A 15,377-nucleotide genomic window follows, 5' to 3' on the forward strand; every position below is an offset into this window, starting at 1 on the left:
CCTGCCTTCCGCGCCGGCATCCCGGGCCCTGCCGTTACTGGCCGCTGTCAGGGCGACGGCCGCTGCTACGGTGTCAGGCCGCGCATAAGGTACACCGTGCTGTCCACGGGAACCTCCCGCATGCTGGTCCACTCATCGGCTGGTTCGGGACCGCTGGACAGCACCACGGCATAGCCGTCCGGCACGGGGGCGGAGGCGAAGCCCATGTTGGCCAGGACCACCACATCTCCGTTCCGGAAGGCCAGCAGTCCGCTGTCCGGCGCGTGTTCGTCAGTCCATTCCACGCTGCCGCTGCCCAGTTGCTGTGCCGACCTGAGGGCCAGCGCGGCCCGGTAAAGCTCAAGGGTGGAGCCCTCATCACCGTCCTGCTGGTCCGCGGCCAAGGGGCCGAAGCTTTCCGGCTGGGGGAGCCATGGGCCGGTTGCCTGGGCGGCCAGTGCTCCGGAGAACCCGAACCCGGGCTGGTCCGCCGCCCATGGCAGCGGGACCCGGCAGCCGTCACGGCCGATTTCGGCACCATGGGTCCGGAAAAATGTAGGGTCCTGCCTGGCTGAGTCAGGAAGTGTGGTGTGTTCCGGAAGGCCCAGTTCCTCGCCCTGGTAGAGGTAGGCGGAGCCAGGGAGCGCCAGCGCAACCAGCGTGGCGGCACGGGCGCGCGCAAGGCCCAGTGCCGCGTCTGGCTGTTCGTCGCCGGAGCCAATGCCCTTGGGGAACGTGGTTGGATCTTTGAGCCCAAAGCGGGTGGCATGCCGAACGGTGTCGTGGTTGCTGAGCACCCAGGTACACGGAGCCCGCACTGATGCTGCCGCTGCCAGGGATGCGTCGATGGCGTCAGCCATGCGTTCGGCATCCCACCCCGCCAGCAGGAAATCAAAGTTGAAGGCCTGCTGCATTTCATCCGGCCGGACATAGCGGGCCAAACGCTCGGCCGGTTCCACCCAGGCCTCAGCCACCATCATCCGGTCCCCGCCATATTCGGCCAGGAGCCGGTTCCAGTCACGGTAGATGGCGTGAACCCCGTCCTGGTCGAAGAAGGGCGACGGCGGATACATGGGGGACACTGCCCGGTGCGGTTCCTCGGCATCGGTGTGGGCGTGCGGAGCATCGCCCGGCAGGTGGCTCTCCCGGCGCGGAACTGAAGTTCCTTCCACCATCGCAGCCACGCCCTCCCAGTCCGGAAGTCCTGCCTCCTTCACCAGGCCGTGGGCAACATCCACCCGGAAGCCGTCCGCGCCGCGGTCCAGCCAGAAGCGCAACACAGAACGCATTTCCTCCTGGACTTCCGGGTTGTCCCAGTTCAGGTCCGGCTGCTTGGTGTCGAACAGGTGCAGGTACCACTGGCCGGGCGACCCGTCGGCCTCGGTCACGCGGCTCCAGGCCGGGCCGCCGAACACGGATTTCCAGTTGTTGGGAGCCCGCCGTCCGTCGCCGGAGCCCGGCACCTCGTCCTTGCCTTCCCTGAACATGTAGCGGTCCCGTTCCGGGCTTCCCGGGCCTGCCGCCAGCGCCTCCCGGAACCACACGTGTTCGTCCGAGGTGTGGTTGGGCACCAGGTCCACGATGACCTTCAGGCCGCGGCGGTGAGCTTCCTGCAACATTGCATCGAAGTCCGCCAGGGAACCGAAGAGGGGGTCCACCTGGCGGTAGTCCGCCACGTCATAGCCGCCGTCGGCCTGCGGCGACTTATAGAACGGTGACAGCCAGATGGCGTCCACTCCAAGCCGCTCAAGGTAGGGAAGCCGGCCGGTGACGCCGTGCAGATCGCCCATCCCGTCACCGTTGCCGTCAGCAAAGGACCGGGGGTAGATCTGGTAGACCACGGCGTCAGCCCACCATGCAGAGGGGGTTGGACGCGGCACGGGAACGGATGGATCGGGCATTTGGTTCCCCTCTGATAACTTTTTGATGTAAACGCTTGCATTGCAGACAGCAACCTTACTAGTGTGATGGTCACCACATCAACCTCACCTAGCAAGCGCACTGCCGACTTACTTGTCACTCAGCGAGGAGCTTCAAGCTAATGAAAACCCCGAGATTCCTGCTTCCGGCTGCCACTGCCGGCATTCTGGCCCTTACGTTGTCCGCCTGCGGCGGCGGAGGTGGAGGGGGCACCACCGGCGGGGGAGGCAGCGACGCTGACGCCAACCTCGATGCCCGCGGCCCCATCACTTTCGTGCAGGGCAAGGACAACAACAATGTCATCCGGCCCCTCATCGAAAAGTGGAATGCCACTCACAAGGATGAGCAGGTCACGTTCAAAGAACAGACCGACCAGGCAGACCAGCAGCACGACGACCTTGTCCAGCACTTCCAGGCCAAGCAGTCTGACTACGATGTGGCTGACGTGGACGTTGTCTGGACCGCGGAGTTCGCCGCCAAGGGCTGGCTGCAGCCGCTGAAGGACAAGATGGCGATCGACACCAGCGCCATGCTGCCGGCCACGGTGAACAGCGCCACCTACAAAGGCACCCTTTATGCTGCCCCGCGGACCTCGGACGGCGGCATCCTGTGGTACCGCAAGGACCTGGTCCCCAGCCCGCCCAAGACCTGGGACGAGATGATGGGCATGTGCTCCATCGCCAAGGCGAACAACATCGGCTGCTACGCAGGGCAGTTCAGTAAGTACGAAGGCCTTACCGTTAACGCCTCCGAAGCCATCAACTCGGCCGGAGGTTCCGTCCTCAACAAGGACGGTAAGCCCAGCCTGAACACCGCGGAAGCCAAGGCAGGCCTGGAGAACCTTGCCAAGGCCTACGCCGATGGCAACATTCCGAAGGAAGCCATCACCTACAAGGAAGAGGACAGCCGCCAGGCGTTCCAGAGCGGCAAGCTCCTGTTCCTGCGGAACTGGCCCTACATTTACAACCTGATGAGCACGGAAGGTTCCTCCGCCGTCAAGGACAAGTTCGGCATGGCCGCGCTGCCCGGTAAGAGCGGCCCCGGTGCATCGTCGCTGGGCGGCCACAACACGGCCGTCAGCGTCTACTCCAAGCACAAAGCCACCGCGCTGGATTTCGTGAAATTCCTGACTTCTCCGGAGACCGAGAAGTTCTACGCGACCCAGGGTTCCCTGGCCCCGGTGCTTGGTTCGCTGTACACGGACCAGGAACTGGTTGCCAAGCTGCCCTACCTGCCGGTCCTGAAGACGTCCATCGAAAACGCCGTGCCGCGTCCGGTAACGCCTTTCTACCCGGCTGTCACCAAGGCAATCCAGGAGAACGCCTACTCCGCCATCAAGGGAGAAAAGACCGTGGAAACCGCACTTTCTGACATGCAGAAGTCCATCGAATCCGCCGGTGCGGGATCGTAGTTCTGCCATGGCAACCGAACTAGGCCCGACGCCGGTCAAGTCACCGGCGTCGGGCGGTACCCCCGTCCATCACGCGCCCAAGGGCGTGGGGGAGGACAATAGGATAGCCAGCCAGGGACGCTGGGCATCCTGGCTCCTCGCCCCCACCATCATCGCCCTGGGCGTGGTGATCGTTTACCCGATCATCAGCGCCATCGTCATGTCGTTCCAGAAGGATGCCGGCCTGGATCCCGCCACCGGCCTCTTCACTGCAGGCGGCTCGGCTGGAATCCAAAACTACGTCGACTGGCTGGCGCAGCAGTGTTCGTCGCCGGACGGCGGAACCGTCGCCTGCCCGCCGGGCACGCTGGGTGGCCAGTTCTGGACCGCCACCGCCACCACGTTTTTCTTCACGATCGTGACTGTAACGCTGGAGACAGTCCTGGGCTTCTGGATGGCCATGATCATGGCGCGCACGTTCCGGGGCCGCAGCCTGGTCCGCGCCGCCGTGCTGGTGCCCTGGGCCATCCCCACTGCCGTAACGGCCAAGCTGTGGTTCTTCATCTTCGCCTTCGAGGGCATCGCCAACAAGCTGTTCAACACCACCATCCTGTGGACAGGCAGTGAGTGGCCGGCCAAGTGGGCAGTGATCATTGCGGACGTTTGGAAGACCACACCGTTCATGGCTTTGCTGATCCTCGCCGGCCTGCAAATGATTCCGGCGGAAGTCTACGAAGCCGCAAAGGTGGACGGCACCACTGCCTGGCAGCGGTTCCGCCTGATCACCCTGCCGCTTGTCAAGCCGGCGCTCATGGTGGCCATCCTCTTCCGCACCCTGGACGCACTGCGCATGTTCGACCTGCCGTACATCCTGACCGGCGGTGCGAACAACACCACCACCTTGTCCATCCTGGTGATCAACCAGATCAGGCAAGGCTTCAACTCGGCGGCCGCACTGTCCACCATCACGTTCATCATCATCTTCCTCGTCGCCTTCATCTTTGTCCGCTTCCTTGGGGCAAATGTGGTTGAACAGAGCGGCGCCTCAGGGAAGGGGAAGAAATGACAACGGCAACAGCAGACGCCACAGCCCTCCGGGCACGCCAGGACAAGGGCCGCAAAGCTGCCCAGAACCGGGAAAAGTGGGCCCAGGGCAGGACCTACATCAGTGCAGTCATCGTACTGATCTGGTGCCTGGCGCCGGCGTACTGGATGGTGGTCACCGCGTTCCGCGAGGTCGGGTTCACCTACGACACGTCCATCCTTCCCACCCACGTAACCCTGGACAACTTCAAGACAGCGTTCGACACGTCGTTCGGCAACAGGTTCGGCCAGGCCCTGCTCAACAGTGTGTTCATCGGCGGCGTGGTCACCGCCGTCTCGCTGCTGATCGGCGTGTTCGCCGCCTACGCCCTTGCCCGGCTGACCTTCAAAGGCAAGTTCCTGGTGCTCGGCTTCATCCTGGGAGCTTCCATGTTCCCCGGCGTTGCACTGATCACCCCGCTCTTCCAGCTGTTCACCAACATCGGCTGGATGGGCAGCTACCAGGCGCTGATCATCCCGAACATCTCCTTCGTGCTCCCGCTGACGGTCTACACCATGACGTCGTTCTTCCGGGAGATGCCGTGGGAGCTCGAGGAATCAGCCCGCGTGGACGGCTGCACCCAGGGACAGGCCTTCCGCAAGGTCATCATGCCCCTGGCTGCACCGGCGATCTTCACCACGGCCATCCTGGCCTTCATTTCCTCGTGGAATGAGTTCCTGATCGCCAGCCAGCTGTCCAGCGACGCAACCCAGCCGGTGACGGTGGCCATCGCCAACTTCGCCGGTGCCCAGCCCAACCAGATCCCGTACACGGCCATCATGGCCGCGGGCACCATCGTCACCATCCCGCTGGTGATCCTGGTGCTGGTGTTCCAGCGCAAGATTGTCGCAGGCCTCACGGCTGGTGCAGTCAAGTGACACACAACGGTTCCCGCCCCCGGACACCGGGGGCGGGAAACCGCAGCCGGCTGGTCCGGTCGGGCGAGGACTTCGACATCATCATCGGCTTCCTCGCATTTTGGGCCCTGGTCCTCCTGGTAGTCACCGTGTGGATGGAAGTCACGGCCCAACCGGCCCTTGGCTGGGCGCTGGGCCTGCTGGCAACACTGCTGGCGCTGTATGGAATGGTTCGCCTGCGCCGAAAGCTGCCGGCCCGCAGGTAGGCGCGCGGAGGGCGGCGGCGCCGCTGTCATCTTTGCGCGGGTTATCGCTGCCTGTCCGCGGAGTGGGAAAATACATGGCCGGGGGTAAACGCAGGGCTATTCGGCCCTACGCCGAAAAGGAGTCAAAGAGGGGACGCGGTGGCACGGACAACGGAAAGGTCCCAGCGGGGCGGCCATAACGGCGTCAGCATCGAGGACGTGGCGGCCGCCGCCGGAGTTTCAACAGCCACCGTCTCCCGCGCCGTGCGGGGACTGCCACGGGTTTCGCCGGCCACCCGGGAAAAGATCCTGGAGGTGGCCGGGAACCTGGGCTACGTCGCTTCCTCCTCCGCCTCCGGCCTGGCCACGGGCCGGACCAAGACCATCGGCGTCCTGGCCCCGTTCGTGAGCCGCTGGTTCTTCTCCAAGGCCATCGAGGGTGCCGACCGCGAGCTGCACGCCCGGCACTACAACCTCTCCCTCTTCAACCTCGGCGGCCACGGCAGCAACCGTGAACGGCTCTTCAGCAAGACCATGGTCTACAAGCAGATCGACGCCTTGCTGGTCCTGTGTATGGCGCTCAGCCACGAAGAGATCGAACACCTGCAGAAGATCGACATCCCGCTGGTTGTGGTGGGGGGCCACGTGGAGGAATGCCCGTACATCGGCATCGACGATTACGCCGCCGCCTCAACCGCGGTCCGGCACCTGATTGACCTGGGCCACCGGGACATCGCCCTGCTGCATGGCGATGATGAAACCGACCTGAACTTCGACGTCCCCCGGGTACGCATCCTGGCGTTCAAGGATGTCATGGCCGCCGCCGGCCTGCCCACCCGGCCGGAATGGGACGAATGGGGGGACTTTACGGTCCGCAGCGGCCAGGAGGCCTTCCGCCGCCTGTGGTCCAGGCCCGGGCAGAAGCCCACAGCCATCTTTTGCGCCTCGGATGAAATGGCCATGGGCGTCATCTTCGAAGCCAACCGCGTGGGCGTCAGCGTTCCCGGCGAACTGTCCGTGGTGGGCATCGACAACCACGACTTTGCCGATGCCATGGGGCTCACCACGGTGGGGCAGCGCCCTGACGAGCAGGCCGAAATGGCCACCAAGATGCTGCTGGATGAACTGGACGGCGAGGCCGGATCGGTCCGCTCCGCCGTTGCGCCCCACGAACTGATCATCCGGCGCACCACCGCCCCACCCAAGAGCTGAAACCGCCCCAGGACGGGCTCAGGACGCGCGGGCCAGCTGACGGATGGGAATCCAGCGCGAGGCAAGCCGGCGGTAGGCCGCGGCGGCACCGGTCATGTCACCTTCCGCCAGGCACTCGATGCCCAGCCTGATGTCCATAGGCGATTCGTCCGGGTACACCTTGTCCGCCACCGCGCCGTAGTCCAGTTCCACCATGGAGTCCACGTGGAACAGCTCAAGCCACTCCGTCAGCTGCGCCAGATCATCGAGCATGTCCAGGTCCGGGGCGGCGAGTGCCAGATTGGCCACGGCGTACCTGGCCCGCTCCAGGGCCTCGGTGATGGGCGTCCAAACGCGCACGGTGAGGATCCGGCCGGCGGCTTCCACCACGTCCTTGCGGTCGGACTCCATGAACAGCGAGAACCAGCTGAACGGGATGCCCCAGGTGGATGCACGGGTGTGGACGCGGATGGATCCGTCCCGCGCTTTCACCAGGTCGATCCGTTCCTGGTGCCGGTCCCGTTGCTCCTCCGGGATCAGCAGCTCTGCCAGCGGGCCATGGATTCCCTCCATCAGGGCGTTGGCGGCCAGCCCGGCGCGCAGGACAAGCTGGCTGGGGCAGTACAGGAGGACCGGCTCGGCGCCGGCGCCAGCACCGTCGTCGGCCGTTCCGCCTTCCGGCACCGGCACCGCGGTGACGCGCACCAGGTCGGTGCGTCCGGTGGGGAACGGGTCACCGCCGGAGCGGGTGATCCGTCCCAGCGAGGCCAGCAGTTCAGCGTTTTCGACGGCGGCACGCGAGACAGCCCGTGCGCCTGCCGCCTGGATGGCCGGGCGTTGTTCCTCCGGAAAGGCCTCCAGGGGTTCGTAGACGCGCAGGGTGGAGGAAAAAGGCAGGCCGGCCTGGCCCCGGTAGAGGTTGCCCGTCATTACGGTCTCCTTGAATGGGTCCAGGGTGCAGTCATCAGTCCGCCAGTTCCACCAGCACGGGAGCGTGGTCCGAGGCGCCCTTGCCCTTGCGTTCCTCGCGGTCGATCGCGGCGCCGGTGACGCGCGCGGCCAGGGCGGGGGAGGCCAGGACGAAGTCGATCCGCATGCCTTCCTTCTTGGGGAAGCGCAGCTGGGTGTAGTCCCAGTAGGTGTAAACGCCGGGGCCGGGGGTGTAGGGGCGCACCACATCGGTGTAGCCGGCCGCCTCGAACGCGTGGAACGCCTCCCGCTCCGGCGGGCTGACGTGCGTGGACCGGTTGGCGATGAACAGGTCGATGTCCCAAACGTCGTCGTCGAAAGGCGCGATGTTCCAGTCGCCCATCAATGCCACCTGCGCCTGCGGGTTGTCCGTGACCAGGGCCTGGGCGTGCGTTTTGAGGCTTTCCAGCCACTTGAGCTTGTAGGGCATGTGTTCGTCGTCCAGGGAGCGGCCGTTGGGGACGTAAAGGCTCCAGACGCGGACGCCGCCGCAGGTGGCAGCCATGGCCCGGGCTTCCTGGACGGGATCCTTGCCGGCCTTGCCGAACGAGGGCTGGTCCAGGAACGTCCGTTCCACGTCCTCAAGTCCTACCCGGGAGGCGATGGCCACGCCGTTCCACTGGTTTACCCCGAAGTGGGCCACCTCGTAGCCCATCCGTTCAAAGAGTTCCCACGGAAAGTTCTCGTCCTTGCACTTGGTCTCCTGGATGGCCAGGACGTCGCAGTCGCTGCGCTGGAGCCAGGCTTCAACGCGGTCGGCGCGGGCACGGAGCGAATTCACATTCCAGGTAGCTATCTTCACGGTTCCTAACTTACCTTGGCAGCCGCGCGGCAGGTAAAGCCCTCCAGGGCTCCCTGCCCGCCGGTGGGCACGGTTGGTCCCGGGCCTCAGGCGGCGGGTATATTCGCACCAGAATGACCTGGATCACACGTCCGGCCACCATGCGAAGGAGCACCAGGCGATGACCGCAGCTACGGGCAACACAACGGACAGCACGGCAGGGGGCGGAGCCGCGGAAGTACTTTTTGAGCGCCGCGGCAGGCTAGGCGTCATCACCCTCAACCGGCCCCGGGCGGTCAACGCGCTCACCGCGGGCATGGTGGACCTGCTCCTGCGCCAGCTCACCGCGTGGGCAGGGGACGACGCCGTAGCCACCGTCCTGGTGCAGGGCGCCGGGGAGCGGGGCCTGTGCGCGGGCGGAGACATCGTGGCCATCTACCGGGACATGCTGCATGGCGGCAGCCGGACCGCCGATTTCTGGCAGACCGAGTACCGCGTGAACTCGCTCATCGCGCGGTACCCCAAGCCGTATGTTGCCCTTATGGACGGCCTGGTCCTTGGCGGCGGGGTGGGCATCTCGGCGCACGGGAGTGTCCGCGTGGTCACCGAGCGGACCCGGATGGGCATGCCGGAGACCACCATTGGCTTTGCGCCGGACGTCGGCGGGACCTTCCTGCTTTCGCATGCACCAGGCGAAACGGGAACCCATGCGGCCCTGACAGGAGCACACTTGGGAGCGGGGGATGCCCTGTTCCTGGGCCTTGCCGACTATTACGTCCCGTCGCACTCATTGCCCGGCCTCGTGGCCGCGCTGGAGGACGAAAGCCCGGAAGACGCCGTCGCCCGTCATGCCGGGCAGCCACCGGAGTCGGTCCTGGCCGGGCAACGGGACTGGATTGATGCCTGCTACGCCATGGCCGACGCCGGGGAAATCGTCACCCGGCTCCGGGCCTGGACCGGTCCCGGGCAGGAAGATTCCCGTGAGGCCGCCGGCACGATCGAAGCCAAATCGCCCACCTCGGTCAAGGTCACCCTGGCGGCCCTGCGCCGTGCCGCCAGCCTGACCCTTGATGAAACGCTGGCCCAGGAGTACCGGGCAGGACTCCGCTTCCTGGCCGGACCTGATTTCCGCGAAGGAATCCGCGCCCAGGTGGTGGACAAGGACAGGAACCCGCAGTGGAAACCGGCCACCCTGGCCGAGGTGCTGCCAGGGCAGGTGGACAGGTTCTTTCAGCCGCTGGACGGCGGGGAACTGGACCTGCAGCCACGGCAGGACCTGGAAATGACGGAGGCGGACCATGCCTGAAAAGGGCAGGGTGGCCTTCCTGGGCCTCGGACATATGGGCGGTCCCATGGCCCTGAACCTGGTGCGTGCCGGTTATGAGGTGGCCGGGTTCGACGTGGTGCCCGAAGCCCTGGAAGCGGCCCGGGCACAGGGCGTGCCGGCGGCGGCCAGCGCGGTGGATGCCGTGACCGGCGCCGACGTCGTTCTGACCATGTTCCCCAGCGGCCGGCACGTCCTGGACGCCTACCGGGGTGCTGAAGATCTACGGCCTGGGGAACCCGGGCTGCTGGCTGCGGCGCCGCCCGGGACCGTGTTCCTGGACTGCTCCACCATCAACGTCGACGAGGCCCGGGAAGCCGCCCGACTGGCCATCGAAGCAGGCCACCGCTCCGTTGACGCCCCCGTTTCCGGCGGCGTTGTGGGGGCCGAGGCCGGCACCTTGACCTTCATGGCAGGCGGTGACGTGGCGGACTTCCAGGCCGTGCGGCCGCTCCTCGAGGTCATGGGCAAGCGCGTGGTGCACTGTGGCGGCCACGGAGCCGGGCAGGCCGCCAAAATCTGCAACAACCTTATCCTTGGCGTCTCCATGATTGCGGTCAGCGAGGCTTTCGTCCTTGGCGAAAAGCTGGGCCTGACGGACCAGGCCCTGTTCGACGTCGCGTCCGCCGCCTCAGGGCAGTGCTGGGCGCTGACCACCAACTGCCCGGTGCCCGGTCCGGTTCCCAGCAGCCCCGCCAACAGGGACTACCAACCGGGTTTTTCCTCCGCCCTCATGGCCAAGGACCTCAACCTGGCCCTCAACGCGCTCCACAGCACCGGGGTGGCGGGACAGATGGGGGCGCTCGCCGCCCGGATCTACGATAGGTTTGCCGCGGAGGGCGGGGCGGGCCGCGACTTCTCGGCCATCATCACGGATATCCGCGGCGCATCGGAGCATCACGCCGGGGACGGGGACAGGCCCGCAGGGGAGGCCGCCGGCACGGAGTTGCCGGGCCGGCGCCGGACCACAACAGCACACGACGACGGGAGTCCCGAATGACCGAGTACGCCAACATCCTGGTGGAGCAGCAGGGCAGGGTAGGGGTGGTGACCCTCAACAGGCCCTCTGCGCTGAACGCGCTCAACAGGGCCACCATGGAAGAGCTGGTGGCCGCCGTGACCGCCATGGACTCCGATCCCGGCGTAGGCGCGGTGGTGATCACAGGCTCCGGCAAGGCGTTCGCGGCGGGAGCCGACATCAAGGAGATGGCTGACCAAGGCTACATGGACATGTACGCGGCGGACTGGTTCCGGGGCTGGGAGGACCTCACCCGCCTGCGGATCCCCACCATTGCCGCGGTATCCGGTTTTGCCCTGGGTGGCGGCTGCGAACTGGCCATGATGTGCGACCTGATCATCGCAGGGGACAATGCCAAGTTCGGGCAACCGGAAATCAACCTTGCCGTGCTCCCGGGCATGGGCGGCTCGCAGCGCCTCACCCGGGCTGTGGGCAAGGCCAAGGCCATGGACATGATCCTCACCGGCAGGTTCATCGACGCGGAGGAAGCGGACAGGTGCGGGCTGGTGTCCCGGGTGGTTCCGGCAGCCGATGTTGTGTCCGAGGCACTCAAGGTGGCGGCGTTGATCGCGGCCAAGTCAAAGCCTGCGGCGATGGCGGCGAAGGAAGCCGTGAACGCTGCTTTCGAAACCGGGCTGGCCCAGGGGGTGGTGTTCGAACGGCGGCTGTTCCACTCCCTGTTCGCCACCGAGGACCAGAAGGAAGGCATGGCGGCGTTCACCGAGAAGCGCCAGCCGGAATTCAAGCACCGGTAGCCCGGGCATACGCGGCCCTGCCCGGTGCAGCCTGCACGGCGTGCATCCGGCCGCCCCCGTAAGGTAGACAGCACGGGCCGGCACGCGGCCATGGCATGCAGCGGAACGGGACAGGCGTATGTGGACATTCATGGCCGGTGCAGCCGCCCCCACTGAGGGACTTACGGGAATAGTGGGCTTTGCGGCGAGGGCCATCGACACCCTCGGCGAGTGGGGCGTAGGCGGCTTCACGCTTGCCGAAACGGTGGTGCCTCCCATCCCCAGCGAGGTGATCCTGCCCTTGGCGGGCTACCTCGCCAAACAGGGCTCCCTGAACCTCTTCCTCGTCTTCGCCACCAGTACCCTGGGCGCATACCTGGGGGCACTGCTGCTCTATTCGCTGGGTGCAAAACTGGGGCTGGAACGGTCCATCCGGTGGTTGTCCAAACTGCCCTTGGTTGACCGCGAAGACTTCGAACACGCGGCAGGCTGGTTCCGCCGTCACGGCAGGTCATCCATCTTCTTTGGCCGCCTCTTGCCCGGCGTCCGCAGCCTCATTTCGCTTCCGGCCGGGGCAGCGGCCATGCCTCTGGCCACCTTCAGCCTCTTCACGCTTGCCGGGAGCGGGCTGTGGAATGGCGCCCTCATCGGCCTGGGTTACCTCCTGGGCACCCAGTACCGGCTCATCGAGGAGTACTCCCGGTTCCTGAACTACGCTGTGTACGGTGCGCTGGCTGTTGCCGTGGTGCTGTTGGTTATCCGGCGGACCAAACGAGCCAAGGCCAAGCGCTGAGACCAGCCCGCAGTCTTATGCCCTAGGAGACTGCTGAACTAATCGGCGGATGTGGGGCGCGTCGACTGGACTGGTGGGTCTGGTGGTTAAGACTGGTCTTATGCAGGGACGCGAGGACGCGCAACGCGGGTATTTGGATGTGGAGGCGCTGGCCGGTGAGTTGTTGGCTCCGGGCAGTGTTTTCGCTTTTCTGGCCAAACATCGGGGGCGCCTGTTCCCGGATTCGATGATGGAGGACCTCTTCCCGTCGCGGCGGGGACGTCCTTCGGTTCCGGCGCCGGTCATCGGCTCGGTCCTGGTGCTGCAGGCATTGCAGGGGTTATCGGACAGGGAAACCGCCGAGGCGCTGACCTTCGATCTGAGGTGGAAGGCAGCGTGCGGGTACGGGCTGACCGATACCGCGTTCCATCCGAGCACGCTGACGTACTGGCGAAGGCGGCTGGCCGCCTCGTCGGATCCGCACCGGATCATGGAAGCCATCGCAAAGTCGTCGCGGAAACCGGGGCTTTGACGGGTAAGCGCCGGCGGGCGGTGGATTCAACGGTCCTGGACGACGCGGTCGCCAGGCAGGACACGATCACGCAGCTGATCGCCGCGGTCCGCCGTTTCGGCCGGGACATCCCGGGCGGACAAGAACTCGTGACCGCCCGCGCGACGGGGTATGACTACATCCGCACGGGTAAGCCGGACATCGCCTGGGATGACCAGGACGCCAAGGACGGGCTGATCTCCGCGCTGGTCACGGACGCCCTGGCGTTGCTGGCCGCGGTCGATCCCGAAACGCTGGACGGTAAGGCTGCTGATGCGTATGCGCTGCTGGCCCTGGTCGCCGGGCAGGACGTGGAACCGGCCGAGGATTCGGACGGGACCGACGGGCGGTGGCGGATCGCCCGGAAGGTCGCCCCGGACCGGATGATCTCCACCGTTGACCCGGACGCCCGGCACGCGCACAAGACCCAGTCCAGGCAGCAGGACGGATACAAGGCCCACATCGTGATCGAACCCGACACCGGGCTGATCACCGCCGCGGAACTGACCAAGGCCTCCGGCCCGGAAAACAGCGACGGGGCCGTCGGGGCCCGGCTGATCGGCATGGATTCCACGATCGCCGGCACCAGCGTGGACGTCCTGGCCGACTCGGCCTACGGCACGGGGGACATGCTCGCCGCTCTGGCCGGCACCGGCCACACCCCGGTGATCAAACCATGGCCACTGCGCCCTGCGATTGAGGGCGGGTTCACCCTTGATGATTTCACCGTCGATGAAGCAGCGGGCACCATGACCTGCCCGCACGGTCTCACCCGCAAGATCACCACCAAACGACGGGTCACGTTCGGCGCCGCCTGCACAGGCTGCCCCCTCCGGCACCGATGCACCGCCTCACCGCGAGGACGCAAAATCGTTCTCCACGAACATGACGCGCTGCAACGGCAACACCGGCAACGCGCCAAGAACCCGGCCTTCCAGGACGACTACCGCACCCACCGGCCCATGGTCGAGCGGTCCATCGCCTGGCTCACCCGCGGCAACCGACGCGTTCCCCATCGCGGCATCAACCGGAACAACGCCTGGCTCCAGCTACGGATCGCCGGACTGAACCTCCGCCGCCTCCTGAAGCTCGGACTCACCAGCGAACAGGGGTCCTGGGCCATCGCTTGAACCGGAAACCAGGACCAGGCCTTTCACAGCCAGCCAAAACAACACCCACTATCCGGCCACAGGCACCAAAAGCCCGGAACCACCCCAAAACACTTCAACCCCAGAAACCCCAACCCACAAAAGGAAGGGCTGGCCCGACAGCGAACGCCACGGACCAGCCCTACAAAGCACTTAGTTCAGCAGTCTCCTAGAGGTACGTCTCCGCGAAACGGTGCAGCGCGGCCCGGACGAAGCGCGCCCCCTCCACCCCGCCGTAATTGGCGGCAAAGCGTGGGTCTTCCACGTACATGTCTGCCAGGCCTGTGACGTAGTCCCGGATATCCCCGCCGCCTTCGGCTGCCGGTGTTCCGGGGATGGACTTCAGCCACGCCACGTGCCGGCCTGCCAGCTCCTTGGCTTCCGGCCCGTCTGCAGCAACTCCGGAGCGGGCCGCAGCCATCCAGTCCTTGCCAAGGTTTCCCATCCTGGACTTCCATTCCCGCTTTTCGCCCGCATCCATGCCGCGCCACCACGCGTCTGACTTTGCGTAGGCGTCCTTGCCCCAGCGGTCCACAACCTCGTCCCTGTACTGGGTGTGGTCGAAGCCCTCGAACATGTTCTCTGCCATCAGCTGGCCTCCTGCCTTCACTGTTTCGATTGTTTGGCGCACGGACTCGGCCTGCAGGGCCAGTCGTCGCTGCTCCTGGCCGAGCCATTCGAGATGTCGGTTGAGCGCCGCGACGGGATCCACGTGCCGGTGGAAGACCTCCGCGATGGCCGGCAGTCCCAGGCCCAGTTCCCGCAGCAAAAGGATGCGCTGCAGCTGGAGGAGGGCGGCGCCGTCGTAATAGCGGTAACCGTTCTGGCCCACCCGGCTGGGCTTCAGCAGGCCGATGCCGTCGTAGTGCCGGAGCGTGCGGCTGGTGGTGCCGGCGATCCTGGCGACGTCCTGGATGGACCAGTCCCGGCTGCAGGTCTTGAGGAAATCTTCCATGTTCCGAGCCTAGGGTTTGACGTTGCGTCAAGGTCAACGTGAAGGGTGCGGGAATGTCACCCGGGCCGCCGGTCCCGGGGCTCCCGGTGCCTGGCCTGCGCCACCAGCCGCGTGAACGCGAAAACAAAGATGGCCTCGATGAGCAGCATGAGGCCCAGCAGCAGCCACTGCTGCCGGCTGATGAAGACGATGCATCCGGTCAGGGCCAGGATGGTTCCCAACGCCAGTGCGTAGACTGCGAAACCGACGGCGACCCGGGCGCTGCGTACCCCGGTGCGGAAGCCGAAGCCGTGCGGCTCCCCGCCGGGTTGGCCCGGCACGCGGTCCGGCGCCGCGGGTCCGAGGGCGTCAAACTCGTCCCAAGGATCCCTGTCCTGGTCCTGTCCGGTCATGGATCAATTATCCCAAAAGGAGAACTGAGGTGCGCTGACCCATCAAATCAGCGGCCCCCAAAGCGGCT

The 15,377-nt window shown here is 66.0% G+C and carries 14 protein-coding genes and 1 pseudogene; 10 read left to right on the forward strand and 5 right to left on the reverse strand.

Going from position 1 to position 15,377, the window contains the following annotated elements:
• Positions 1-65: 65 nt before the first annotated feature.
• Entirely contained in the window at positions 66-1,880 is a 1,815-nt protein-coding gene (locus tag ACTAQI_RS19225) for a glycoside hydrolase family 13 protein (protein WP_457948006.1), read from the reverse strand.
• A gap of 140 nt (positions 1,881-2,020) precedes the next feature.
• Between ACTAQI_RS19225 and ACTAQI_RS19230 the strand changes: the two genes are divergently transcribed.
• From ACTAQI_RS19230 to ACTAQI_RS19250, 5 genes are all read left to right on the forward strand, one after another.
• Complete coding sequence (locus ACTAQI_RS19230) at positions 2,021-3,310, forward strand: ABC transporter substrate-binding protein (protein WP_457948007.1); 1,290 nt, start codon at positions 2,021-2,023, stop codon at positions 3,308-3,310.
• 7 nt (positions 3,311-3,317) lie between these two features.
• Entirely contained in the window at positions 3,318-4,355 is a 1,038-nt protein-coding gene (locus tag ACTAQI_RS19235; RefSeq protein WP_457948008.1) for a carbohydrate ABC transporter permease, read from the forward strand.
• Positions 4,352-5,251, forward strand: a complete 900-nt coding sequence (locus ACTAQI_RS19240) for a carbohydrate ABC transporter permease (protein ID WP_457948009.1) — start codon at positions 4,352-4,354, stop codon at positions 5,249-5,251. Before ACTAQI_RS19235 ends, ACTAQI_RS19240 begins: the two co-directional genes overlap by 4 nt.
• A complete protein-coding gene (locus ACTAQI_RS19245) occupies positions 5,248-5,496 on the forward strand; it encodes a hypothetical protein (protein WP_457948010.1) in 249 nt (82 codons plus the stop codon). Before ACTAQI_RS19240 ends, ACTAQI_RS19245 begins: the two co-directional genes overlap by 4 nt.
• A 138-nt stretch (positions 5,497-5,634) precedes the next feature.
• Positions 5,635-6,687: a LacI family DNA-binding transcriptional regulator gene (locus ACTAQI_RS19250; protein WP_457948011.1), complete on the forward strand. Its 1,053-nt coding sequence runs from the start codon at positions 5,635-5,637 to the stop codon at positions 6,685-6,687.
• A gap of 18 nt (positions 6,688-6,705) precedes the next feature.
• Here the strand turns inward: ACTAQI_RS19250 and ACTAQI_RS19255 are convergent, their stop codons facing one another.
• Positions 6,706-7,596 (reverse strand): hypothetical protein, encoded by an 891-nt coding sequence (locus ACTAQI_RS19255; protein ID WP_457948012.1) that lies wholly within the window; start codon positions 7,594-7,596, stop codon positions 6,706-6,708.
• Positions 7,597-7,630: 34 nt separating this feature from the next.
• Complete coding sequence (locus tag ACTAQI_RS19260; protein ID WP_457948013.1) at positions 7,631-8,437, reverse strand: exodeoxyribonuclease III; 807 nt, start codon at positions 8,435-8,437, stop codon at positions 7,631-7,633.
• Between the two features lie 160 nt (positions 8,438-8,597).
• On the opposite strand from ACTAQI_RS19260, the gene ACTAQI_RS19265 reads away from it, so the two are divergent.
• The 5 genes and pseudogenes from ACTAQI_RS19265 (at position 8,598) to ACTAQI_RS19285 (ending at position 13,944) form a co-directional block, all read left to right on the forward strand.
• The gene (locus ACTAQI_RS19265; RefSeq protein ID WP_457948014.1) at positions 8,598-9,722 is read left to right on the forward strand and encodes an enoyl-CoA hydratase/isomerase family protein; all 1,125 of its coding nucleotides are present in this window, start codon (positions 8,598-8,600) and stop codon (positions 9,720-9,722) included.
• Positions 9,715-10,740, forward strand: a complete 1,026-nt coding sequence (mmsB, locus tag ACTAQI_RS19270; protein WP_457948015.1) for a 3-hydroxyisobutyrate dehydrogenase — start codon at positions 9,715-9,717, stop codon at positions 10,738-10,740. The genes ACTAQI_RS19265 and mmsB overlap by 8 nt, the downstream gene beginning before the upstream one ends.
• Complete coding sequence (locus ACTAQI_RS19275; protein WP_457948016.1) at positions 10,737-11,513, forward strand: enoyl-CoA hydratase; 777 nt, start codon at positions 10,737-10,739, stop codon at positions 11,511-11,513. The genes mmsB and ACTAQI_RS19275 overlap by 4 nt, the downstream gene beginning before the upstream one ends.
• 118 nt (positions 11,514-11,631) lie before the next feature.
• Complete coding sequence (locus ACTAQI_RS19280) at positions 11,632-12,285, forward strand: DedA family protein (RefSeq protein ID WP_457948017.1); 654 nt, start codon at positions 11,632-11,634, stop codon at positions 12,283-12,285.
• A gap of 100 nt (positions 12,286-12,385) precedes the next feature.
• Positions 12,386-13,944: pseudogene (locus tag ACTAQI_RS19285) on the forward strand (IS1182 family transposase).
• Positions 13,945-14,131: 187 nt separating this feature from the next.
• On the opposite strand, the gene ACTAQI_RS19290 reads toward ACTAQI_RS19285, so the two are convergent.
• Together ACTAQI_RS19290 and ACTAQI_RS19295 are read right to left on the reverse strand one after the other, a co-directional pair.
• A complete protein-coding gene (locus ACTAQI_RS19290; protein ID WP_457948018.1) occupies positions 14,132-14,917 on the reverse strand; it encodes a MerR family transcriptional regulator in 786 nt (261 codons plus the stop codon).
• 56 nt (positions 14,918-14,973) lie between these two features.
• Positions 14,974-15,309 (reverse strand): hypothetical protein, encoded by a 336-nt coding sequence (locus ACTAQI_RS19295; protein WP_457948019.1) that lies wholly within the window; start codon positions 15,307-15,309, stop codon positions 14,974-14,976.
• Positions 15,310-15,377 lie beyond the last annotated feature (68 nt).

This window comes from Pseudarthrobacter sp. alpha12b (genome assembly GCF_054130495.1).

Bases quoted from the DNA above. Each gene is read 5' to 3' on its own strand.
- ACTAQI_RS19225 (WP_457948006.1), bottom strand. From the start codon at position 1,880: ATGCCCGATCCATCCGTTCCCGTGCCGCGTCCAACCCCCTCTGCATGG.
- ACTAQI_RS19230 (WP_457948007.1), top strand. From the start codon at position 2,021: ATGAAAACCCCGAGATTCCTGCTTCCGGCTGCCACTGCCGGCATTCTG.
- ACTAQI_RS19235 (WP_457948008.1), top strand. From the start codon at position 3,318: ATGGCAACCGAACTAGGCCCGACGCCGGTCAAGTCACCGGCGTCGGGC.
- ACTAQI_RS19240 (WP_457948009.1), top strand. From the start codon at position 4,352: ATGACAACGGCAACAGCAGACGCCACAGCCCTCCGGGCACGCCAGGAC.
- ACTAQI_RS19255 (WP_457948012.1), bottom strand. From the start codon at position 7,596: ATGACGGGCAACCTCTACCGGGGCCAGGCCGGCCTGCCTTTTTCCTCC.
- ACTAQI_RS19265 (WP_457948014.1), top strand. From the start codon at position 8,598: ATGACCGCAGCTACGGGCAACACAACGGACAGCACGGCAGGGGGCGGA.
- mmsB (WP_457948015.1), top strand. From the start codon at position 9,715: ATGCCTGAAAAGGGCAGGGTGGCCTTCCTGGGCCTCGGACATATGGGC.
- ACTAQI_RS19275 (WP_457948016.1), top strand. From the start codon at position 10,737: ATGACCGAGTACGCCAACATCCTGGTGGAGCAGCAGGGCAGGGTAGGG.
- ACTAQI_RS19280 (WP_457948017.1), top strand. From the start codon at position 11,632: ATGTGGACATTCATGGCCGGTGCAGCCGCCCCCACTGAGGGACTTACG.
- ACTAQI_RS19290 (WP_457948018.1), bottom strand. From the start codon at position 14,917: ATGGAAGATTTCCTCAAGACCTGCAGCCGGGACTGGTCCATCCAGGAC.
- ACTAQI_RS19295 (WP_457948019.1), bottom strand. From the start codon at position 15,309: ATGACCGGACAGGACCAGGACAGGGATCCTTGGGACGAGTTTGACGCC.